The sequence below is a fragment of the Paenibacillus sp. H1-7 genome (assembly GCF_022354825.1).
In the GTDB taxonomy this organism is placed as follows: domain Bacteria; phylum Bacillota; class Bacilli; order Paenibacillales; family NBRC-103111; genus Paenibacillus_S.
In genome coordinates, this window is the sequence record NZ_CP031168.1 from 6,748,208 (window position 1) to 6,774,554 (window position 26,347).

5 protein-coding genes are annotated in these 26,347 nt (G+C 51.8%); all 5 read right to left on the minus strand.

Annotation, left to right across the window (positions count from 1 at the left end; all coding sequences use genetic code 11):
* Nucleotides 1-83: 83 nt before the first annotated feature.
* The gene (locus tag DVH26_RS29800) at nt 84-1,031 is read right to left on the minus strand and encodes an SAM-dependent methyltransferase (protein ID WP_239628587.1); all 948 of its coding nucleotides are present in this window, start codon (nt 1,029-1,031) and stop codon (nt 84-86) included.
* A 373-nt stretch (nt 1,032-1,404) separates the two neighbouring features.
* A complete protein-coding gene (locus DVH26_RS29805; protein ID WP_239628589.1) occupies nt 1,405-2,082 on the minus strand; it encodes a S1 family peptidase in 678 nt (225 codons plus the stop codon).
* A 34-nt stretch (nt 2,083-2,116) separates the two neighbouring features.
* Nucleotides 2,117-13,021, minus strand: coding sequence for a chitobiase/beta-hexosaminidase C-terminal domain-containing protein (locus DVH26_RS29810; RefSeq protein WP_239628592.1), 10,905 nt, complete (start codon nt 13,019-13,021; stop codon nt 2,117-2,119).
* A gap of 80 nt (nt 13,022-13,101) precedes the next feature.
* Complete coding sequence (locus DVH26_RS29815; protein ID WP_239628594.1) at nt 13,102-20,718, minus strand: S-layer homology domain-containing protein; 7,617 nt, start codon at nt 20,716-20,718, stop codon at nt 13,102-13,104.
* Between the two features lie 72 nt (nt 20,719-20,790).
* A complete protein-coding gene (locus tag DVH26_RS29820; protein ID WP_239628597.1) occupies nt 20,791-26,190 on the minus strand; it encodes a hypothetical protein in 5,400 nt (1,799 codons plus the stop codon).
* Nucleotides 26,191-26,347 lie beyond the last annotated feature (157 nt).

A 26,347-nucleotide genomic window follows, 5' to 3' on the forward strand; every position in this document is an offset into this window, starting at 1 on the left:
GCGCTCCTGCTTACATACAAAAAGGTCAGGCCCGTCAATATGCGCGGGAACCTGACCTTTTTTACTTTTAGCGCAAATGCATCTTATCCTACCGCATCCCGGATGCCGATGCCTACTTCGTTTTCGAGAGGCACACTGACGGACTGTACTTTTTCCAAAATCATCGTGTCATAAATCGAACGGTTCTGACTGATAATCGTCTGCATCCAATCGCCCGGAACATTCGGCTCCATCGGATAATTGAAGATCGATTTCAGACCGTTGCCGAATCGCAAAATAATTTTGGCGCAGTCATTCATCGCTTCCTTCACCTCGTTGATGACATCAAGCTTGTTCTTAACCAGCGAGGCGATAACGATATGAGTCGCTTCCTTCACAAAAGGAATTTCCTTCAAGCTCTGGCCGGAGAAGGCGACAATGGCATCCAGGCCCGATACTTTGGCTACTTGCTTACCGAGAGCGACCGCTTCCTGGTCAATATCTACGCACAGTACTTGGGCTCCCAGCTCTTTGGCGATAGTCAGCGCGGATACCGGCAATGCGCCTGAGCCGATGAACAATACTTTCGATGCCGGTGTAAATCCGAAAAAAGCGAGCTCCTGTTTGACAGAGTGAGACAGTGCGGATATGTACTGGCTGACATCCAGCTCATTATTGCATACGCAGTTCGACTGATATTTCTCCATATCGCACAGCGCTCTCACGGAAGTTTCCCTCAAACATTCCGATTGATTGCAAATTTCCGCATGGCTCCCCCACCGGCACCACCGCTTCATATTTTCCTGGCACGTGACGAATTGGCACAAATGATCCAATTTGTCCTGCAGCAGCTCGTAGCAGCCGCAGCATTGGCGGCAGTATTCGTTTAATTCTCTGATTTCGAAATCAAGCCGCTTCATGTCTAGCAAAAATTCATATTTATCCTTCACCGGACGATCCTCCGTTTCAGATGCATACAGGTTGTAATACCGCTCCATAGGCCACACGTGACCTAACGAAGCGGCCGGTCGGACGATATAGTGTTCGATCACCCTTCCTTTTCGCACATAGTTATTATTTGCCAATCACTGCAAAAATAATCTTGGCTGGACGGCAGGATGGTCGTCTCTTCCGCCTCTAATTTTGCGGACCGCGAACCCGATCTCTGATCATCTCATTGCATTAAACCGGATTTACATCCGAAAATAGTGACTATATAATTAACAAATATTGTAAATTATTGAATGATAACCATTATGGGAGTGCGATGCCTTGATCAAACAAAAGTATGGAAATTTTGCTTTTGTAAGATTCGCTTCGCTTCGTATGCAAGATAGGTTTATCGCGAAATGACGAAAAAAAGAGGCCCCCTAAGGGACCTCTAATTAAAAACCGCTTCAATCTCAAAGCTTGTATTAACTATATTTATTGTTGATTTTCCGACAGCAGCTTGCGTACATCCGACATATCCACTACAAGATGAATGTTGTTCATCGTCCGCAGCGAGCCGGAGATAATGCCGCTCAAACGCCCCTGCTGATCCAGCAGAGGACCGCCGGACATACCGCTGGCAATTTGCGCGGAAGTCAGGATGCGATCCCGGCCGTTCACTTCAGCCTTCGGAGCATTGATTATCCCTTCTGTGATGATCGGCGTATCTTTGATCGGGTAACCTAATGCATACACTTTTTCCCCGTATTTGACGGCCGTCTCCCGGATCGTAAGTGCAGGATACGGCTGATCTCCCGGAGCAGGCAGCTTCAATACCGCCGCATCGGTGACCTCGTCGAAGCCGATAACTTCAATCGGACTGACGACACGCCCATCCGGATACGTTCCTTCGATGCGCCCCGCATCCTTGATAACATGGTAGGCCGTAACCGCCTTACCCTCAGGTGTTATAGTTACCCCTGTTCCGGCAGACGCAACGGTATCATCACTGCGCAGAATACGGATATAAAAAAGTGCAGGATGAGAAAGCTCGTAAATTTGCTCTGCGTTGTACAATGTCAGCTCATCCGCATCTGCGTTATGCTCCGAATACAGCAGGATGCCGGAGCAGAGCAGCAGCATAATGAATAAAAGCGATAATTTCCTTTTCATGTTGAACACAACCTTTATATGCGGTCTGGGGCGATTAGCGGGTTACGCTCATAATATCCTCAAACGCCCAATGATCAGGAGTAACATCCGCGAATGCTGCCGGACGGCTTTGCTTGTCAGCTCCAATCACCCGATTGATTAGGACGACAGCCTCCGCTCTGGAAATTTTACTGTCAGGACGGAATGTTCCGTCCGGGAAGCCTTCTACATAGCCTGCTTGCGTAAAGGCGTTGACATAAGGAGCGGACCAGTGGCCCGGCACGTCCGTCAAGCTCGCCTCTCCCGCAGCGGCTGCCGGCTGCAGCTTCATTACCCGCGACATCATGACGACGAATTCGGCTCTTGTCAGTTCGCCTTCGCCGCCGAAGGTGCCATCAGGATAGCCGTCAATAACTCCGGCCGATGCGAAGAACGAGACCAGCGGCTCCATACCGCTTCTTACGTCTGCAAACGGGTTGCCTACGTTCACTTCCTCCCAGCTCAGCAAACGATCGAGAATGTACATGAGATCGTACCTCGAAATAGCTTTATCAGGTTTAAAGCTGCCGTCCTCGTACCCTTCGATATACTTGATTTGTCCGGTATTCTTTTTCCAATCAAATGCCGCATTCTCAACTTCGCAAATCATAGTGAACACCCGATTGTCTTTATCGGTAATCGCCTTGATGGTCATGCTGCCTTTAATGATCAGCTCGCCGGTCCATATCGGGCTGTTCGTCGTCGGCGTGCTGCCATCGGTTGTATAATAAATCGTTTGCCCCTCCGGCGCCGTCAGCGACAATTTACTGTTTTTCGCCAGCTTCACCGGCGTCTTGCCGTCCCCACTTACAACTGCACTTCCTACAGCTGCTCCTACACCCGTTCCTGATTCCGGAGTTGGTTCAGTAACGACAAAGCCGCCACCGCCGCCACCGCCGCCTCCGCCGCCTGTTTTTTTCGTCCAGACTCCCGTTAACGTCTCGCTGCTTTCTTTGCCTTCAACGAGGGTAACCGCTTTGAGAGTTGTCGTATTAGTCAGAGTAATCGGGCCGGTGTACAATTTGGAATACATGTCAGGCACGCCGCCGTCAAGCGTATAATAGATCTCGCCCAACGGTTCGCCAGTTGTCATGGTTACCGTAGTATCGCCCCGGAAAGCAGATGGTAAGGATACGAATTTCGGTATCAAGGCGGACTCTGTATATTTCGGAGCCTGAGTTTGGATCGTAATCGTCCTGCTCTGGCCTTGAACGGCTGCCGTGATCTGGGCTATCCCCGCCGATTTCAACGTGCCGCTTCCATTCAGAATTGAGATCTGCTCTGGATTGGCCGACCATACTACGGATGCTTCCTTAGTCAGCTCGAAGCCCGAACGGATGCGATGTACCGTATCCTTATCGTCGAGAATTACCGCCACAGTGCTCAGCTTAGTTTCATCGGAGCCTTGGAACGGCTTCAACTGAGGATAAAAGCCCGGCACAGCCTGCCAAACAGAAGCATCAAGGGCTATCGGCAACGAGCCGGAAGCCAATTGCTTGGTCAGCAGCCCCGTCGCTTCCGCGTATCCCGGAACTCTGCTGCCTGCCGCATCGTAGTACGCCGTGTTCGTTTTGAGCATCTGCTTGTCATAGGCGGTTTGCATGACTTTGGCAGCTTCTTCCTTTTTACCTGCAATTCCGCCGAAGTACACGGCATTAGGAACTATCGTTCCGTTGATGCTTGCTGTGGCTTCCCCATAGTTCATGGCAAAGCTCAGCGTTCCTCCAACAGCATGGCCTACCAACCCGCCTGTATAAGCTTTGTCCTTGCCTTCAGCTTGAATGCGCCCTGAATTGTACGAGTTGCTAATGGTGCCGCTGTTACTTCCTGCAATGCCGCCGGCGGTCGCTTCCTCGGAATGTACGCTCACATCCGAATAGGAGAACGACTGCGTGATCGTTCCGGCAGCACTATTGTCGCCGGCAATTCCTCCCGCGGCCTTCATGCCGGAATGATCGGCAAGGATCGCTGCATGAGCAATGGAACGTTCGATTGCTCCTGCGTTGACTCCCGTGATACCGCCAGCATATCCGCCTGAGCCCGTTACGGTTCCTTCGAAGGAAGCCATATTAATCTTGCCGCTGTTATTGCCGGCGATACCACCTGCATAGTACGTCTCCGGCTGGTTGGCCGACTCACCGGTGCGGAAAGCAACCGCCGATTTTTTCACGGTTACACCCGAAATGTCGCCGGCATTAGAACCGGCAACCCCTCCGGTATAGCCTCCGCCTTCCACGTTGAATGATTGCAGCTGGGCTTGTGTGATGATGCCTTCGTTCGTTCCCGCGATAGCTCCGACGTTCTCTGTACCTTTCACCACTCCGCTAGAGACGATGTCGACGATGGCAGCTCCGCCAGCATTGAAACCTGCAACGCCTCCGGTATGTTTGCCGCCTTCTACGTTCACCGTTTGCAGCTGAGCTTTGGTGATAGTGCCGTCGTTAATTCCTGCGATGGCTCCAACGTTCTCCGTGCCTTTCACCGTTCCGCTAAGAACGATGTCGCTGATGGAAGCTCCGGCAGCATTGATCCCGGCTACTCCGCCTGTACGATTGCCGCCTTCCACATTCACCGACTTCAGCTGAGCCTTGGCGATGGCGCCTTCGTTCGTTCCTGCGATAGCTCCAGCGTAATCTGCTCCTCTCACCGTTCCGCTAAGGACGATGTCGTTGATTGCAGCACCGTTCATGTTGGCACCGGCTACGCCGCCGGTATGACTGCCGCCTTCCACGTTCACCGACTGCAGCTGAGCTTGAGTGATTGTGCCCTCGTTTGTTCCGGCGATAGCTCCAACGTTCTCTACACCTTTCACTGCTCCGCTAAGGACCATATCTTTCACTGTAGCTCCGCCAGCATTGATGCCTGTCACACCACCAGTAAGTTTGCCACCTTCCACATTCACTTTCTGCAGCTGAGTTTTGACGATGGTGCCTTCGTTTGTCCCAGCGATAGCTCCAACGTTCTCTGCACCCTTCACAGTCCCGCTAAAGACGATATCGCCGATGGTAGCTCCGTTGGCATTGATTCCTGTTACACCACCGATTCGAATGCCGCCTTCCACGTTTACCGACTGCAGCTGAGCTTGGGTGATTGTGCCTTCGTTTGTTCCTGCGACAGCTCCAACGTTCTCTGTACCTTTCACCGCCCCGCTAAAGACGATGTCACCGATACTGGCTCCATTAGCATTGATGCCCGTCACACCGCCGGTATGACTGCCACCTTCCACATTCTCTGTCTGCAGCTGAGCTTTGGTTATAGTGCCTTCGTTTATTCCTGAGACAGCTCCAACGTTCTCTGTGCCTTTCACCGCCCCGCTAAAGACGATGTCACCGATACTGGCTCCATTAGCATTGATGCCCGTCACACCGCCGGAATGTTTGCCACCTTCCACATTCACCGTCTGCAGCTGAGCTTTGTTTATAGTGCCGTTGTTTATTCCAGCGATAGTCCCGACATTCTCTGTACCTTTCACCGCTCCACTAAAGACGATGTCGCCGATGGCAGCTCCATTAGCATTAACACCGGTAACACCGCCGGTATATTTGCCGCCCTCCACACTCGCCGCCTGCAGCTGTACCTTGGTGATAGTTCCTTCGTTTGTTCCAGCAATAGCTCCAACGTTATCTGTACCTTTCACTACTCCGCTAACGAGGATGTCGCTGATGGTAGCTCCGCCAGCATTGATACCTGCAACGCCACCGGTATTACTGCCGCCTCCCACATTCACCGATTTCAGCTGAACCTTGGCGATGGCGCCTTCGTTTGTTCCTGTGACAGCTCCAGTGTAATCTGCACCTTTCACCGTTCCACTAAGGACAATGTCGCTTATTACAGCACCGTTGACGCTTCTTCCTGCCACAATCCCTGTATGGGATCCCCCAGTGACGGACACGTTTTCGAATTCAATGCGTGTGACCGTTCCCTTATTTTTCGTAATAAAGCCAAAATCGTTATCCAATGCTTGTGCAGCTGCTAGTGTAAGGCCAATGATCTTATGGCCTTTGCCGTCAAACTGACCTTCGAACTCAGCAAACGGCGTCCAGTTCACCCCGCTTACATCGATATCGTTCCCGAGCGCAAGCTTGTCCAGAACCGGCTTTTCCGTTGCACTGCGATGAAACAACTTATAAAAATCCAGATCGTTGTGCAAAAGCACGACACTGACGAGCTGCTTACTGCCTGTTATGACAACCTCCGCTTGCGCGGTGTCCGCCAGGAAGGAAGCATCCTGAACAAAATTCCATGTCCCGAAGCCGAACGTATTTGACATATCCGCGTCCTTGGGCTCCGCTTGCACTGCTTTGCCTATATTGCGCCCTACCGGCGGCAGCGAATTCATGTATGACGATTCGGTTAGCTTGCCGTCTCTGAAATTGTAGCCGACCAAAGCACCTTGATACACGTTCGCACCGCTTACGTTAACCGCCATATCGGAAGTCTTCGCAAAGCTTTTATCTATCGTGCCGTCGTTATAGCCGGCAAAGCCGCCCGTATAGGATCGGGTAGCATGATTGATACCCATAGTCGCGATTTTGTCCTGCACGGCATAAGCATGACGTACTATGCCCTTTCTCTCGATAGCACCTGCGAAACCGCCGCTTCTCGTATCGAAGCCTGCGTTAGAGATATTCCCGACAGCATATGCATCGACGATAGAGTAATGATCGACCGATCCTGCAAAGCCGCCGACGAAAGTTCCCGTAATCCCGCTTACATCCAAACTGCCTTTGGAGTAAGCTTGCTCGATTAGACCTTCTCCGACTTCCGAGTCACCCAGCAGCCCGGCGAAGCCGCCCGCATAAATCGTATTGTCCTGATTATCACAAATGATTTGGACCGGTACGTCCGCGAAAGAATGCTTTATCTTCGTTCCGTCCGCCGTGCCGACGAAGCCGCCCACATGTGTTCCCGGCGTAACGTCCGGTACGGTGACCGCACTGCCTACCGCAATCTTTTGCTCTGCTGGAGAGACGGCATTCGAATAATGAACTTCTCCGCCTTGCGTGACGCCCGCAACTCCCCCGATGTGATATAACGTACTGGTGTCAGTTTGAATGGAGTTAGCAGCCATAGAGCCTACGATAATCCCGCTACTATACCCGACGAGTCCGCCCGCGGCAGCAGTCTTGGCACCATGAAGCTGCATGGCGGATGTGCTTGCTGCGTTGTACATGGAAGCCGTAATAAGCTTGCCTGCGATGCCGCCTGCATATATATCGGCGCCGTTGTCCGCCCCCGTCACCTCAAATGTATCGGTATTCACCTTCGTGTTATAAATACCCAGGTATAATGGAATACCCAGCCCAAAATCGAGCGCCCGATGAACATCGGCTGCTTCCATAATCCCTGCAATGCCGCCAATCGCGCTTTCGCCCGCTCGGATTGCAGCTGCGATAGCCGGAGCGGCTTCCGCTTTGTACACGATCGATTGGCGCGCATGACCGACAATTCCACCGGCAGTTACTTTGTCCGCATTGGCTTGAATTGTCCCGCTGAACAAGGATTGCCGGACTGCCGCATCGGTAAGCTTCCCTGCTATACCGCCAAGCAGAATATCCGGCGATCCGTCCACTGAGGACAGAACGATATTCTCTACTTTGACATTATCCATATCAAAGCTGCCTGTGCTTGTGCTTGTGCCTGTACCTGCTTTCACCCCGACGATCCCGCCGATCACGCCCGTCCCTGTCAAATGCGGGCCCTGCTGGACCGACTTGACCGTTACGTTCCTAATTGTATTGCCCGTATCGGACTGGCCAATGATACCGCCGATAACCGACCCGGAGCCAAGCGCCTCTATCGTATGGGTTGCCAATACAACGGAGCTTTGGTCTACGGTGCCGGATGTCTGATGGCCGGCCAAGCCTCCCATGATCGTCCCCGTTCCATTTGAGGACATCCGGTAGCCGGTATAATCAACGTTCAATCCATTAATGTCGCCCGATTGCAAACCGATTACGCCACCTATGACAGCATGATCGGACGAACTTCCGATGCTGCCGTCACGTACCTGGAAGCTGAGAGCTCCCGAAAGGATAGAATACGCATTATCGCCGACCACGCCTCCGACGGTGGTCTGCGGGCTCGTTCCTTCGATGCGGCTGCCCCCTTCTATAAGAACGGTAATCCCGGTGAACGTTCCCGTATTTTTACCGAACAAGCTGCCCACGGTTTGTCCGCTTATTTTCGCGCCGTTGACAAGATGAAGGCTCAAGCCCGATACCGTGCCTTGATTGGATCCGGCAAGGGCACCCGTCCATTGGCTGCCCGTTACAGCAAGCGGCTCCAGCTTGACACGCTCTACCTTACCCTGCTGCCCTATTACCCCGAACAATCCTGCATAGGGCTGATTCGATACGACGGTTAACCCGTCAATCAAGTAATCGTTCCCTTCAAAAGTACCTTGGAACGCATTTTCCTCGCTGTTGCCGATCGGTATCCATTGCTTGGATTGAATATGAATCGCACTCGATAACCGGATGATACGGCCTTCAAAAGTCGATTTCGGTACACCGGTCACCGTTCCGTTCACAATCGCTGCCAACCCAGCCAGCTCCGCTTCGCTTTTCAGTTCGAAAAATATCGCGTCCTTATCCCGTGTATACCAGTTGATGTTCACATTCACATCATTGCCGCCGTTCCCGCCGTCTCCGCCGGTATTAGCACTCCGGATCAACTCGGGATATTTATAGTCCGCGTCCAGCGAGCCGTATTTCCACGTGTTGGTGAAATCCCACCCCGACAAGCCCGGATAGATGTTTCTGTCCTGCAAGGTGGAAGCCAGGATAGTGCTTAACCGAACATGGACGTTCAGGAAACGGTGATGGCCGTCTGCAAAATCCGGCAAATCTTTATTGATGCCCGCATCCTCGTCCTTGACATAAAAAGCTTTGTACAGCAAGTCTTTGCTCGCATTACCGTAATATCCGGCGAAGCCGCCGGCATAAGCGCCGTTCGTCCCTGTAACCCGGCCTGCCGAGTAGACGGTAGACACTTTACCGTTCTTAATTGCGCCTAGAAAACCTCCGGCATACGAATACTCATTGCTTGCCGACACGTCTTTGGCTGCGTAAGAATTGATTATGTTGCCGTCCGCATGCTCCCCTACCAGTCCGCCAACTCTTGTATAGGCTCCTTCCGCTGTAACGGCTGCATTCGTATAAGACTTCTCGATGGTGCCGCTGTTGCGTCCTACAAGCCCTCCTAAGTAGACGGGGCTATCCTCGATACCGCTTGCCTGGCTCGTTACCGGAATATCGATATAGGAAGCAATAATTTGCCCCTGATTTTTCCCTACAAGTCCTCCAGCGGACGTTCCTTGACCTTCAATAGTCAGACTCGCATTCGAATACGTATAGTATAGTGTCCCTGTTGCTGTGTTCAAGCCGGCTAGTCCGCCGGCGGTTCCTTCGTCCCCTATCGAGATGACGGGGCTTTTATCGACGATGCTGTTGTTTGCAATCAGGCTCTCATTTATGCCCGCCATACCCCCTGTAATCGTTGAAGGCGAAGAGACCTGTACGCTTCCGGTAACCCGGCTAGTCTGAATCGTGCTGACCCCTGCGGCCGGATTTGGAATAGGATCGCTCGCTCGCGCCTTGTTTACTCCAACGAAGCCGCCTACTGTGGATGAAGCCGCCGAAGCATTTACCTTAATATTAGCAGCTTCCAAATAAGTGTCCACAATGATGGCTGCTTCGGTTCCGTGGTTATAACCGGCGATGCCGCCTATGATAGACGTCGGTCCGCTTACAGTTAAGTTCACATTGCTGCCCACGATCCGTTGCAGCTTCGTTGCATCCTCGTATCCGGCAATACCGCCGACTGTCGCATTTGCTGCTGCTGCCGTCGTAGAAATGATCACATTCGCGACGTTGCTCATGACAGCATCACCTTCGATCGTGCCGTTTGCCATCTGTCCGGCGATACCGCCAACCATCGCATTAGTACCTGCAACGGCTATTGAGACGTATTCCGGGGACACCGCTTCGAAAACCGGATTCTTGATGCTCGTGTTCTTTGCGGAGCCCACAATACCACCGATTTTAGCATTCTCTCCGGATGCCGAAATTAGCTGCCCCTCTTTATGAACATGCGGGCTCACAATCGATGCTCCAACCGCACTGCTATCTGCCGTTTCCGAACGACCGGCAATGCCGCCGATTTCCGCATTCGTGCCGCTCGATTGCACGGACAAAGTATCCACTTTGCTGTCACGAAGAGCACCGGTATGTCGTCCTGCTATACCGCCAATCCAGTTGGCCTCGCCCGAGGAGGTAATCGTAACGTTCTGTGCGAGCACCTTCGGAGCGTTGTTCAAATTCTCTCCGTAAATACCTCCAATATGTGCGCCGTCCCCGCTCGCATTGACTTTAAGATCCACAGCAGCAAGCGCTGTGATGGCCGCATCGAAATGCACAGCTTCCACATCGTTCAGCCCGATGATTCCGCCTGTGATGGAGTTGGTGCCCTCAATGTCCAGCTCGAGCTGATCGGCTTGGACATACACCGACGTTGAGCGATTAACGCCAATTGCACCGCCGGCCATTGTGTTTCGTGCTTTTACACGGGTCGTCACTTGCTTGACTTCCACAGGATGTCCTGCTTCGCCGATCTGTGCTGATGACGTTGCTTCCCCCGTAACAGCTCCCAGCTTATAGCCGCTTCGTTCCGTCTCGTTGAGCAAGCCGATACGAGTCACGGTGCTGTCAGCAATGACTAGCGCATCCATATTAAGTCCGACGATCCCTCCTGCGGTCATTCCGTCGCCGGTCGAAGCGATAGTCATGCTGAGGCTGTCTTCGGCATTCTCAGCACCAATCCTGGCGCCCGTTATCGTTCCGGTCGCCTTGCCGGCAACACCGCCTGCGAATCCATTCGGCGTCTTGGCAGTCAAGCTGATGTAACGGACCTCCGGCGCTTCAACCATTCCGCTAACATAGCCGGTTACACCGCCCAAGCTTCCGTCGGAGCCAATCGCTGCGAAGCTGTCTGCGCTGTCTCCTGCTTTAGCATGGTTTATCTTGCCGCCGTTCATATACCCGGCTATCCCGCCCGTGTAGGTATGGTCTCCACCACCGGTTGCCGTCAGCTTCCCGGTAAACGACACCTCATTCAAGCTCGCACTCTGGCTCTCGATGGAACCAACAATACCGCCCGTACGAATGGTATGCATCGCATCAGGAGACTCCGCCGTCACGGTAATCGTGCTGCCGAACGCAGCTCTCTCTACGGATTTATCAGCTGAATCCTTCTGTATGAAGCCGATAAATCCCCCGGTATACAGCGTGCGTTGGCCGCTCACGGTAATACCGCCCTTGCTGTTGACGTTGGTTACGGCCCCGGTTTCCTTAGCGTAAGCGGTGTTGGCTGTAATCCCGCCCGTATAAACACCGATTCCGCCGTTCACGGTGATCGCTCCGTTGTTCTCATAGGCGTTGCTTGCCGTATGCTCCAGCAGCAATCGCTGGCCTGCGAATCCGACAAAGCCGCCGGTATACGCATTATCCGGATACTGCTCATCACCGCCGGACACATTGATGGTTCCGCTATTGCGTATGGTACCGTTATTGAAAGTGACCGTACCGGACGCTTTGCCGATCAACCCGCCGGTATATACCTCTTTATTGCCTGTCGCTTCCATAGCGACCTGGTTGTCGAAGCCTTGAATCCAAGTAAAGCCGCTGTTGATCAAACCGGCAATCCCGCCGGTGTAGACGTTCTCCCCGCCGTGGTTCGTGACAGGCTTCGTGCTTTTGAACACTACGTCGAACACCTTATTGTCCTGCTCGGCCCCTATGGCACCGATCAACCCTCCGGCATAGGAGCCGTCTGCTTGAGGAGCTTGGATGGCGATGGCTCCATTGTTGGAGCTGTTTTTGGAAAATCTCACCTGAGCAGCCGCTTTGCCGATCAATCCGCCTGCATAGTTGATGTTCCCGTTCTCCGCCGTAACGGAACCGTTATTTTCGAACGGCGTGCTTTCCTCGTCCATAACCACGTTACCGAAAGCAAAGCCTACGACTCCGGCTGCGTACACATCGCCGATGCCGCTGCTTTTGGCAAGAATCGCTCCGTTATTCGTCAATTTCTTGAGCTTCAGGCCCTTTAGAGACGCGTGACCTATCAAGCCGCCCGCGTATACGTTAATCCCGTTGACGGTTACAGCCCCTTTGTTCACGGAGTTGGACAAGTCCCCTTCGCCCTCTCCTACAACGCCCCCTACAGCAGTCTGCGATTGCGTCGAACGGACCTGAATCGGAATGTTGTTCGTAATGCCGTAAACGGTGCTGTGATTGGTCATTTTCCCGACCGCAGCCCCTACGTAGACTTCACTTGCTGCAGCTCTGAGGGTTGAAGCCGTTTTGGCGCTCGCCGTACCTCCGTATACACTGTATACGGCCGTTTTCACCGAATACACGCTGCGCAATACGGTCTGTGTCTGCGACGCCTGTATATCTATTGTTCCGTTGTCAAAAATAAATCCGCCGACGGTCCCCCCGTTCATAAACCCGATGAGTCCCGAGTAAGTCCGGTTTTCCGTCAGTTTCATCCCGGAGATGGTAAAGGTAGCGCCGTTCTTCGCGATCAGCGTTCCTTTAAAAGGATATGTTTCTGTTCCGATAGGAACCCAGGAATATGCGGATAAATCGAGATCGTTCTCGATAGCGATAATTTTACCTTCAAAACCGTACAAATCCTTGGTGCCTTCGTTAACCAGCTTCGCAACACCGGCTAATTGAGCAGCATTATGGATTGAGTAGCTGGGAAAAACAGGATCGTACCAGCTCGTATCCGCATGCTCATCCCAGCTGCTGCTGTCCGCGTTTGCAAAAAAAGCTCCGGACCATGCCAAGATGGCTGCACATACTATAGCAATTACAATACCGAAGATTGATTTTTGCTTCACAGTTATGTTCATTTTATACCGCCCCATAAAATAGTTAAGCTTGCAGCAGACAACCCGCACTCCTCCTCGCGATTCGTGCGGGTCCGCAACCATTAATGCTCCATTATCCACCGGTCCAGTCTAACCGCTATCGCAGCTGCCTGTGACCTTGTCAACGCATCGTTCGGATGGATGACTCCGTTCTCTCCTTCGATGATGCCGTTTTTGATGCTGAGTGCTACCGGCTTTCTAGCCCAATCCGGGATCGATTCATCGTCGCTGTATGCTTCAAGAATCCGATTCACTTCTTCATCGCCGATGTCATTGCTTAGTCCTAGGACGTCCAACATGCGGCCGATCATCGTCATCGCTTCCACCCTGGACAGCGTGGCATCCGGTCCGTAGGAGCCGTCGCCAAAGCCGTTAACGATACCGAGCTGTGCTGCAACGGCGACACTGCGGTAATACCAATCGGCTTTTTCCACATCGGCAAAATTCGCGTCCGCCTTCTTATTCATCATCCCGGCAACCCGAAGCAGCATTGTAGGATACTCTGCTCTAGTCACCTTGCTGTCCGGCTCGAACTTCCCGTCGCTGCGGCCCAGCACGAACAATTTGCCTGAAGCTTGATCGATGCTCGTTTTGCCCCAGAAGCCGTCCTCCACATCACCGAACGATTTGCTGCTGCGGATGAACATCAGATTGCCCTGTCCTGTCCATTTCACATCGGCATACGTTTGTTGTCCTGCTGCCGAAGCCTGCTTCCATGGCAATGTCGTCCATTGGCCGTTCGGGTCTCGCAGTACGACCGCGGTCATGCCGTCAGCATATACCGGTACGGTCACTCGAAGATACGAATGCTGATTGACAGCCGGTATGTTCGTTTCCAACGATACGCCTTCGCCTTCTGCAAGAAGGGTGCCTTCCACCTCAACCGCCATATCGCGTAATGCTTGCTTCGCGTCATCGCTGTTGCGGCCGATCATGATTTCCAGCTCACGGTCCATTCCCGCAATCATATCCGGCGTAATGACCAATTTGGCCAGAGGCACGTTTAGGATGATGCTTTTGTTGGCAGCAACAAGCTGCTTCATTGCTTCCTGCTCTACCCGGAACGTGAAGCTTTCAACTGTTCCATCCTGCGATGCAATCGTGATGTCGCCGCTGCCGGCCGCTTCCACATCTTTTGCCGTAACAAGCGCCGTTACTTTATTGTTGACTTTATCTACAATCAGAGACTTGTCGTTGACCGTGACGCCTTCGGATCCTACCGGCAAGCTGATGAAGCCGCCACCGCCTCCACCTCCGCTTGATCCTTTGAATACGTTGGCGGTCAAAGGCTTGGAGATGACAGCCATAGCCTGCTTGCTTCGGTCTACAGTTCTTTTGGCGACAACTACCGTATCGCCGGACACAGCCGCAACCTCGCCATTATTTGGAAGTACATTCCAATCAATTAAACTCTGCTTGTACGTTGGCATCGTGACAGCTGTATTTTGGGAAAAGACCTTGTAAGCCAATTCTTGATCGGTCATATCTCCAGCCGCTGTTACGACGACCTTGGTTATTCCCCTTTTGCCAATGATTTGCTCCGTATGGGCGGTGATGCTCTCCATTCTACCCGCTGCGGATACGACCATCATTGATTGGAGCGTAACATTATCGGACACATGGTATTCCGCTTGAATGATGTTCGACCCTTCTGCTGTGGCTAAGACCTGCTCGTTATCCAGCTTGACCGTATCTCCCGCATACACGGTAAAGCTCAATTTGCTGCGGTCCTCGGCGCTGAGAGGAAGCTCTTTGAATTTCGGCTTTCCTGCCGCGTCCTTGCCGTCCGGATAGCGGAGCGACGCCTCAATAGCTTTTTGTTCCCCCGGCTCTAAAGAGTCCATCTTTTTCAGGACGAGCGCTACCGGCACTTCGAACTGGTCGTTCGTTACCGAGACGACAGCTTTATTGCCATTACCTGCCTTGTCCCGGGCGACGAACGTCAGCTCTGATTCAGGACTTGCAGCGGATACCAGTTCCACTTGCCCTTGGAAGCTTCCGTTGTCCGATACCGTAAGCGGTGTTTCCTTCACCACTTGCTTTTGTCCGTCCTTCATTACGGCTTCCTGAATCGTTACACTTGCATCGTTGGACGTTTTTCCGGCCACCTGTACTTTGCCGCTGCTCGTACGCTGTCCGGTTAACGGCTCGTCGATATACAATGTCGGAGCGATCTTATCGACGGTCAAATAGAGCATGGTTAATGACATATCTTTCGTCTTCTTATTTCTGGCTTTCAACTCAATCGCATAAGGCCCGTCGACATCGAACTTATCCAGCTCCAACGTCCCGCGACTGCCTCCGTCTTCATTAACGAAGCTTACTTTGCCGAGCGATTGATCGGAATAGAATGCTTCCAATTCCATATCCTGCTGATCCGAGAACAATTCAATCGACTGCTTCGCCTGGTTCGTCAGCACTTCCATATGGGACGCATATGGTCCTTCCTTGGATGCGGACAAGCTCGGCTTGACCGGTATCGGCAGCAGCTTCTTCACACTGTCCGCTCTGGCTGCAAAATGGTAATTTTCGTTTTTGTCAGCTTCCTTTGTTGCTTTGACTGTGGCGGAAACTCCCAGTACATATTCCTGACCGACCTGCAGTCCCGTATATTTTACGTTCTCAGTGTCAACGGTTTGGCCTTCCAGGCTGTTTGTATGAATCTCGTTCGAGGTCGACATCGCTGTCCAGCCTCCCACAAGAATGCCCTCATATTTGCCAGTAGCCGGATTCCAGTTCTTTTCCAGCTCCTTCTCGGTCAACAGCGTATCCCCAAAGTTCCGGTATATATCCAGACGGCCGTCCCGTTCCTGCAGAGCTTCAATTTTGTAGCTGTGCTCGAACTGCTCCTGCCCCGCCTTCTTCGGCGACGGCTTGAAGGAGAGTGCGAACAAGCCATTGCCCGCAGGCTCAATCTCGACATCACTTACTTCCTGAGGAGCAAGCGGATCGATGATTTCGAACTTCTCCGCCGATGTCTTCGTATCGAACGTATTGTCCGACTTCAGCTCGGCACGCAAATAATAGTCACCCTGCTGCAGCAAGCCTCGAATGTCTTCCTTACCGCCAAGCAGCTCCACATTCGTTACATCTATTGTTATACTGCCGCTTGCTGCACCGCCGGTTGCTTCGCCCACAGCCACATCTTTGGCAATGAGCAGACCCGGATCGCCCGGTTGCAGTACATCCTGCCCGTTTTCAAGCTTCGTCGTGTCGTTTGTAACAGCATCTTTGGCAAGAAACAGATTGATCTTGTCCCCCGGTTTTGCATTGTCTACGGTCCATGACGCTTGGAACTCGTTAACGTTTGAGCTGCTTTTCTCAAGACGAACATCCTTCAGCTTCGGTGCCATCGGAATGTTCATCAAACGGGTTTCTATCGACGATGCCGAGGTCAGCGTCCAGTTGCCTCCTTTTTTCGTCTGCTCGTGCGGGATAATGATATATGCTTTTCTTACATCAACTTGATCCTTCTCATTGCTTGAAGCCGGCAAAAACTGCGTAAACGCATTGGCCGAAGGATTCGTATTCGTGTTGTCGAAAACGATCGGATACGACATGCCTGACGCGTCCTTCATAGCAAGTGCGGGCACGTCATTCTCCGTATATTCCACTTCAACGATCGCATTGCCGGAAACGCCAGTCATAGGAATTTCGTGCACTCTGCCACTGTTCTTGGACGTGATGCCGCCGATACCGGCACTCATAACGCCCGAGCTCATCACACTCATGCCTTCATCGACTTTGTGATACTCGATTTCATGGCTGGCTTGTTCGGAATCGATCCAAGACGTGGCTACCGTCTGCATCCCTTGCCCGATGACGAGCAGCTTTGGCCCGCGCTCCGGATCCTCGATCAGCAAATGAACTAATCCATCCGGCAAATTCTCATCCGAGGTGCCGAATTCGACTCCGCCGCCCCAATAGTAGGTGATTCCCAAGGATATGAACAAAATCCCGATGCTGCCCCACAGCTTATCGTTGTTAACCCCGAGGAACACGCTCGAAAGCGGCATGCCGCCTACCACAGGCACATCGTTCGGAATTTGCAGTCTCGCGCCGATATATCCCTCGAAGTCGGTCCGCTTCTTCTCCAGATTTTGTCCGACGAATATGCCGGCTTTCCCCATGATGATATTCCAGCCGCCGATATTCACTTCCGCTTCTACACGGACGAACCATGGAGTGACCCACTGCGCTTCCAGCAGCGCCATGCTGATCATTTCCATTAACTGACCATCCTCTGGCTCTGGAACGGTGGAGAAATCCATTTTGCCTTGCAGGGCAATGCCCGTACGCTTCAGCGTCAAATCGATGTCGCCAAAATGATACGCCGGTGCAATACCGAATCTCGTGCTGACTCCCGCCTGAATGACCAGAGGGAACGGATCGTCCTTCGTGCCGCCTGCGATGGTATCGGCCAGCTCACGTACAGCCCCGCGAACGGCGGTCAAGTACGTAGCCCCGGTAACGAGCACGCCCGGCTTGCCGAGTGTCGTACCGAACGCGATAACGTCAGGCAAAATACGGCCGTCGTCCACCTTTTTCAAGGAAAGCTCCGCCTTGATTTCGAGCATATTTTTCAGCTGTGCATCGAATTTCAGTCCATATCGGTTCGATACACCCTCGACCGGTTGAACATAATGAACGATGTTGATTTCCCCGCTCGGCTTTTTCGGTCCGTCTTCCTTCTCCGCTTCGCCTTCGGGCTTCTTGTCTTTGGGCTCGAACAGTCCCAGCTCCTCGTTCAAATCGAACTTCAATCCGGCGTCAACGCCGACGAATCCCTTATCGTTAAAAATAACGTTGCGTACTTCCGCCTCCACGACTTTCATGGAGATTTTACCGCCGAAGGAAATGCCGCCCTCGCGTAAAATAAAATCGTTGAAGGAAAAACCGAATCCGGAAAAAATAAAGTTCGGCGGTGCAAACAAGCTGTGCTTGTTGAAATAAACATGAGGAATCATAAGCTGACGCATCGGATTCAGCCTGTCACCGAGCGATCCTACCGCCCAGCTGATCGAGCCGTTCAGACTGTCGTCCTCCTCATTGTCCCCGCTGTCCGGGAACGTTTCGTTCTCGATGACGTAGCCTTCACCAAGCGACTTATCGAAGCCGTTGAAGAAGTCCAGCGTCCATTCTCCTTGATGGAATACAAATCCGCTGTTCGCCACACTCAGCTTTCCGTCTCCCTTGACGAACAAAGTGTCAAAAAACGGTATTGTATATCCGTTCATCCGCTGCTGCGAGCCGAACAGGTCGAGCTTGCCCCGGACAAACACCATATCTTTGCCCTTGTAAGCAACCGAATCGTTAATGATCGCCGGCTCGGTCTTCGTATCGACGATCACCTGCATATCATTGCCGGTGCCAACTTCTTTGATCATCCCGCGCACGACAACCAGCTGCTCGCGGTCCTCATCCTCGAAAAACTCTTCCATCTCTTCGTCGGAAGCAAACATCCGGTAATTATAAGCAGGCGTCTCTGCCAATGCTTCTTCGCCCAAATATTCCGAAAGATCAAAGTTCGGATCGACGGCCTTACTCGCCATACCGACATACTGCTTAAGATCCTTATAAGCCGTTACGACACTGAACAAATCGGTGCCTGCTTTGAAAGGCTCTCTCGGATACGCTTCGTTAATCTCTTCCAGCAGCTTTCCATTCAGCGATATCGGAGCATGACTCAAATCGACCATTTGCTTGTAAATCGCCAATATGCCCGCTTCGCGGATCCGCGACTCTTCATTGTCCGTTACAAGGAAGGTCTGTGCCGTCGTAATATCGTACAGCGCTGCGATGTCCTCGTCGCCTCCGGTATCTCCCTTGTAATCAATTTCCACTTGATATTCGCCAAGAGGCAGCTCCGGTCCGAGTCCGTCTTGAATTACTTTTCCCGTTGAATCGACCAACGCGCCGCCACGGTAAGTGATCCGCATATCTCCCGAAAAGCCGTCGTCGGTCGGCTGCAAAATGACCGAGCTTTTGACCGGTACTTTATACCGTTCGCCGCTCATCTTGTTTCGTAAATACAGATCAAAGTTCGGGTCGCCGTTCTGATTCCCCGTATTGTAAGCGTCGATGTTCGTAAGGTTGACCGTCACATATTTCACATCGCTGCTGTACAGCTCCTTGGGTGACATCCCGTAGGCGTACGTAGCTGCAGCTTGCCCAACGGGTGGCAGCAAAATAAAGTTTGCTTTGCTCGACTCATACTGAGCCTTGATTCCTTCATCCTCAACCCCGTCCAGCTTCGCTTGGGTTTCCGGACTTTTTGCCGTCAAAATGTATTCTTTGGTCGTCGGCCACGGTCTTCCTTTGGCCAGCACCTTGTAGGAAGCCGTTACATAATCGCCGGGCTTGTACTTGGGCTTGATTCCTTGAGCCGCTTCCTCCGGCGTCGCCGTTTTGCGGAACTCCAGCTTCTTGCTGCGATAAGCTTCCGTCGCCACTTTCCCGTCAGGGGTTCGTACGATACCGCCCTTCTCGTCCAGCTTGACGAAGCTCAGCCCGCTCTCCAGCGTCATTTCCACTTCGATGTTGGTATGCTCCATATGGAACATATCCAGATTCTCGATCTCCGCCGTAATATCGAATACTCCCTCGTCAACATAAGCGCTGCCGTCCTCCAGCGTCGCCAGCTGCTGAACCGGATCCATATAACGGATTGAGAAAATCTTGTCCGGCTCTATGATTTCGCCCAAGCCGTACACCGTTTCAAACGATTGCACCCCTTGATTCGGCAGAGCCTCCGGCTCCCAATAAAAAGCTACAGCGGAATCCGCACTGCCGTAATCGTTCGTATCTCTTGTAAAGTCAAGGTTGCCGTTAGGCTTGTAATCCCATTTCGTATTGGCCAAGCCGTTCCAATGGCCTACGATCATTTTGTCCACGATGTGGACGTTGTTTTCCGCAAAGTTGTTAAAGCCGTAGGCAATGACATTCGTGGCAAGCGGATTGGTCAAATCGAGCTTGTCTCTCATCACCCAATAAGGCGGAATTTTATAGTACGCCCGGTCTTCCTCGGAAATATCGGGGTTATTCTCCGGGTCGTGAACCAACGTTCTTTCTACAGTCAGAGGCGCTTTGTACGCTGTTCCGATCTGGAACTGCGGTCCGTCATTGCCTGCAACCATCGTATCCAGCAAAATCCGCGAGCCCAGCTCGACCTGAGCGCCGCTTCGATTGTTTACCTCATAGCGGACGTTGACATTCCCCGCGTTCTTCTTGTCTGACGCCGAGGCATACAGCATAATGATCTGTTTAATATACACGCCTTTTATGGACCAGACGGTCTCGATCTGTTTTGTACCGTTCGTATTGTTAACGATTCGTGGCTCCGTAATTTCCGAGAAAAAACCCGGTGCAAACTTATACGGATTGCCGAATATATAATCGGTACCGTCGATGCGGAACGTCGTGAAGGACGTTTCCGGGTCGTCCCCGCCGAACAGCAGATTCACATTCTGGTCCTTCTTGCGGATCGGCTGCCCTTCGATGGTCCGGATGCCGAACCGGCCTGTGGCATTATCTACCGTCACCTTGATAAAATCGTTTTGCAGCTCCGTTACCTCAGGTGCGCTTGCTGCATTCGCCAAGGCCGACGTAATTCCAGTCATTGAGGTCCATATCAATAGAAACGCGAGGCATAAGGCCGCCGTTTTTCTGACAAGCTTCACATTCGTACCTCCTATCCTTTGCTCATTCGGTAAGGGAGCAATGACGCTCCCTTACCTGTTTTTTACTGCGGATTAATCGACATTACCTATGAAGAACATGGCGTATTCGCGCTCCCGTTCCTGAGTACGGACAATCATGGTGTACCAGCCGACTTTATCGAATTCAATGGCAAATTGCTTGTTCACCAATTCATCGTAAGTGAGCTTCTCGGCAATGTACTTCATTTGACCTTCACGATACAAACCCGAGTAGTACAGCACATCATAAGTTCCCCACTCATTCACCTGGGACCAGCCCTCCACATCCATCAGGTTGTATTTCGTAATATGGAAGTCGAGCGTATTGTGGTCAAACAATGCGGACTCAGTGCTGCCGCCCGAAATAAGTACATCGTCGGCAAAAATCAGCATGCCTTCAGCACTTACAACGACAACATCCTGGTACGCTGTGGCCATATTGCCGACCTGATCGAACGCCGTATACGTCACGCGCTGGCGCCCGAGCTTCGTCAAGTCGAGACCGCTGATCTCCACCCGGATTTGTTCCGGCTTCGATACATTGTCGGACACCGTGTAGCCGCCCAAATCTTTGCCGAAATCAAAATCAGGCTTGTTTTGCACGATACTTACTGCAGCCGTATTCAACGCGATCTCCGGTGCCTTATTATCCAAGCCCGCAATCGTTACCGGCACTTTCTTAATATTTCCAAGCAAATCCGAAATCGCGAGCATGGTAGAGCCGTCGGCCGAGTACACTCTCGAATAGGAGTACGTACCGTCCGGAGCGCTAATTTGATTCGTATAAGCTCCGTTCTGCATGATTGGCGCCATGCCGGAGAATACCTTATTCGGCGACTTCGTCTTGCCGCTTACAGACACTTGAACTTGCCCACGCGCATATTTCTTTCCGTCAATCGTGACGATCCGTTCTTCCGGCAGCGGATTCCCTTTTTCATCAACGAATGTATATGTGACGGACTCAGGAACCGGCGCAGCGGAAATAATGTTGGTCACTTCCTCTCTTACAACGGACGTATTGCCTAACCGGTCGGACACCACAAAGGATGCTACGCCGTTTTCCTCCATTGTAATAACCGATTTGCCGCTGAGCACGACGAAATCTTTGGCCTGTGCGTTCGCCTTTTGCACTTCAAGCGTCACTCCCGAGGAATACAGTATGCTGCCGTTCTCATCCTTTATCGTTTCGAACGTCTGGCTGTAATTCTCCCCGTAAGCATAGGAACGAACGATTTTAACATCCGGTTCTTCCTTATCGATATTGCTTACGGTAATTTCCGCCGTTCCCTTGTTGCCTGCTTCATCCGAGAATTCAAAGGCAAACGATCCGTTATTTTCGAACGTATAGACCGCCTTGCCGTTATTGTTCGTAATCGTCACTGGCTCGGATAGATCCTCCAGCATCACAGACACGTTGCCGTTCGTCGTAGCCGGACGCATATTGGTCACCGTTCCATTGGGTTCGGTCGTGTCTATATTGCCGATAGAAACATACAGCGTATCTTTCCTCGATATATCGGACGCATCTGTAAGGTCGAAGGAATAAAAACCATTCTCCTTCACATTAAACCTGTTTCCGCTTCGAATTGGTGGAGACGGGTTTACATCGGACGGAACGATTTTGATTCCAATCGGTACCGTAATATCTATATCGACTCCCGTCTGTGGATTCGCCGGTTTGGAGCTTACTGCCGCCAACGCATAAACCGGCTCGATCCCCAATTTGACGTTGCTCGTATCCAACGCCGCTGGCTTCCCTATGGCACCGCCAGGCGCTCTATATTTCACCTGAATATGCAGCTCCGCAGCTTTGTTCGTCGGAACTTTCATCGAGGTAAAATTTGTGTATGGGTGCCATTTGACCCAGCTTATGCCATTGTCGGCAGAAAGGGAATATTCGTATCCGTTCTTATCCTCCCTGTCGAGATTCAGCTTCATAATCGCCGTATATCCGTCCTGTGCGTCCCCGTACAAATAGATCAATGCCGCTTCGGCATCAGCAGCGGGAGTTCCCGGACCAGCCTTGGATACTTTAAATATGCCTGTCGTTCTTACTACAACGCTATTATTGGCTCCGTCGACGGCTTTCACAAACAAGCGGTAGTCCGCCGTTTCTCCCGGTTGCAACCCGTTATTATCAATCCCGACTTCGCCATTTGCCGGAATATCCACCCAGCCTGCCGACTGTTCATCCGGTTCCGGCATCCCTGCTTTTACCCATTGGTACTGTCTCAGCGGAACATTTTTAGTAGTATCTTCAATTGCTATCGTTACCGTCTGTTTTGCCAGCGGATATTCCACGCCGCTTTTACTGAACGTAACTGCGGGAGGCAAATTATCGAATTTATACATTTTCGTAAAATAATGCTGCCGCCCATCCGACTCCATCACGCGGATATGGACAAACTGCTCGCCGTTCTTCGTCCGGTCCGCAGGAATGCGGTAAAGCAGCTCCCCGTTGGCCGGATTGATCTGCTGCAATACAAGAGGAGTATAGGCTCCATCCCCCGGACGGGCGACGCTGCCGCTGAATGCGTATCCTACGTTAGTGACGAGCGACCCCAGCATGCCGTAGGCTGAGCTTGTCACGGATATCCCTCCGTAGACGGCGTTCGTAACCAGCCCTTTGGATTTATAGGTCGCTTCGGTTACGCTCTTCCCGTATGCGGCGAAGGTAACGGTTGCCGGGGCAAGACCTTGCAGGTGGAACTCAATATCGTGGCTTTGAACAAATTCCGGATTCGCGTCAGATAGCTGTCCGACGACACGGTTGGTCGAATCGACCTCGATCGCTTCCTCCGATTTCACTACCCGTTCGTTTCCTGCTTGGTCCGCAGCCTTGATGGCTAAAGCGTAGATGCCATCCTCCATAATGTCATTTTGAGTGGCTAGAGTGACGCCATTGCCGGCAAACTCCGCCGTTTTCCATTCAATCTCTTGCAGCTCCTCGCCCTTCTTCACCCATTGGTAGGCTAATTGGCTTGAACCGCTGCTGCTGCCTGCCTGAACGCCGCTGTGCTCGTCCACGATCGTTACTGGAACCTTGACATTACCTGTCTTCTTGTCTTGCGCATTATTGACGTCTATCGTAATGACCGGCGCGCGATTGTCCAGCTTGATGGAGGCAACATTGTATGCCCAGTTCGAATCGTTTTGTTTGTAATTATCGAACGTCCACTCGTCCAAATTACCGTAATCTCCAACTGCCGCCAAAGCTTTATTGGTCGCATAAAATTCCTTGTCGGCTTCCGACCCTGCTGCTTCATTTTTCCAACGCTCGTATTCATCAGGATGGTTTGTAACGTACTCATCCTTTTTCTTATGCTGCATCAGCTCTCTCGCCGAATCCCAGGTCATATCCGCCGTCCACGTATGCAAATACCATACACCGCTTCCCTCATCGGTCAACGCTTCGGCCGGTGGAGCAATCATGTTCGTCTTGTTATTGACGACCTTGAGCTGCATCCCCCCGAATTTTGATTTCGGGTACAGTTCTTCTTCAGGCTGCTTCCCGGCAAGAGCATAGCGCTTAACGGCTGCAAAGTTATGCTCGCTCACAGAAGCGAACGGATCCTCCGGATTGCGGCTCCAATAGTAGTACACAAGGCCGACCGCCGGCGATGCTTCTCCCGTCATATTGGAAGGACGGTAAATGCCCTTGCTTGGCCGCTCCGCCCCACGATCAGGCGACGGATCAAGAGGCGGGATGATCAGAGGCGGATCGTTCGCATCGATCGTTACTTTCCCGTTTCTCCGGTAGGTTGCGTCGGTCGCCCCTCCCGCTTCATACCGATAAGCGATCCATGGTTTCGTGTAGTCAACCGATAGCTTCGCCCAATCGATTTTGGAATTGACGTTCGATTCATCACCATCTACATGAATGCCTTCGAAATTGGCCGGCTGGATCAGCATATTTCCGGCATAATCCTGAATGACACTCGTGTCGGAGTCTGCTGGATTCTTCAAATCATGAGACAAAGAGATGACTTTAAGAAGCGGAGTTTCTAGCCATTTCTCGACGTCTTTAACATTCGTCTTGAAAGTTAGCTTGGATGAATTGAATCCGGAGTCATAGTAGGCCTTCATTCCATTGTTGAACAGCAGAAACGTCTGCTCCTCTTCATTCTTCCATTCTGACTTAACCACCGCTTCTTCGGTTAATTGGACCGTGAACTCGAGCGTATGGTCGTCTTTGCTCAACACGACCCCGGTTAAAATCTCCGGCTGAATTCCGTTACCCGTCTTCGAATATTTGGGCGCTACCGCATCCACGATAACCCGATAACCGCCATGGTTGTAATCGAAGGGGTTGACCGTCTTGCCTTTCAAATGATTGTTGCTCGAATCGCTAACCTTAATGAACTTGTTACTGTCGATCACGGCAACGTTACCCGCCGCATCCGCGAGCACCGCTCCTTTAAGCTTTTGCTCCAACGTTTGATCGATTGGCGCCCCAGATGCAGTACCGGTTATTTTAGGCTCCAGCGGAAGGTTTCCGCTATGATGATACTTTGTCGTTATGTATTTGTATTCAATGCTTTGTCTCAGCGGAGCATCGAAATAGCCTAAGCTGAAATCTCCGGGAGCAAAGCTTGTATTCTGCATATATTGCTGCTGTCCGGCCGCCGGCAATCCGGTCCCGTCCGGGTTCACGAACAATGGGTGCTTGAGAAAATGCTCGTAGAACGCTGAGCTCAACGCGGTCGGCTTAACCGGCTCGTTGAAATTGTAGGCAAGGCTTATGTATTCGTTTTGTTTGGCATACAGCTCTTCTTGATTAATGATTCCGTTTGTTCTTTCCGCCCCGTTGCCTCTGAACGTATAATTTTCCAGTACTGGCCGATGCTTATCCTGGAACTTGATAAAAATTCCGTATGCGCCTGCACCTTCTCCTTCCACCCACACGGAGATATTGATCACCGAATTATCCTTGATCTGTTTGGTCATGCTTCGGTAAAACGTATCTCCTCCGTGAGAGCTTCCCGACAATTCTTGACCGTCTACGGTAATGGATGCCGAAGTAACCCTTGTCTTGCACCATGCTAAAATGCAATCCTCATCGTAATCCAGTTTATCCCAACCGACAAATACTTCGGCATCCTTGCTCTGCGCAAGCGCACGGAGAGCTGGGTTGTCTGCAACTTTAATTTGAAATTGTACTGTTAAGCCATCATCGTTTTTCGGGAGAACATGTCCGCTCGCCCAGTCATAGTTCGCATCTTTATCCGTCTCTGTCTGCGCAAAGCCCGGCGTCTGGTTGTTGTAAAAATTGAGAAAAGCATTGTCCGCAGCGAACGTTTCATTTCCTATCCTCGTCCCTGCGCCAAACCTTACTTCCAAATCGCCGCCAGCGGCCTGCACAGAGCTTACTCCCAGCTGAGGCAGCATTGAAAACAGCATGCTCAGCGTTAAAGCAACGGCAATCCAACGGCTCCTTAGCCACTTCTTATACATCGTTCTCCCCCATCCTAAACATGTTGAAATACTATACAGCTCCAATTCACCTTGCTCATTCGACACCATATTCCAAATTTCTCCACGGCTACCCCCATTTACCCTGTTTACTGCCATTTTAGATCTAAAGGTCTTAACAAATTCTGAACATCTTCGT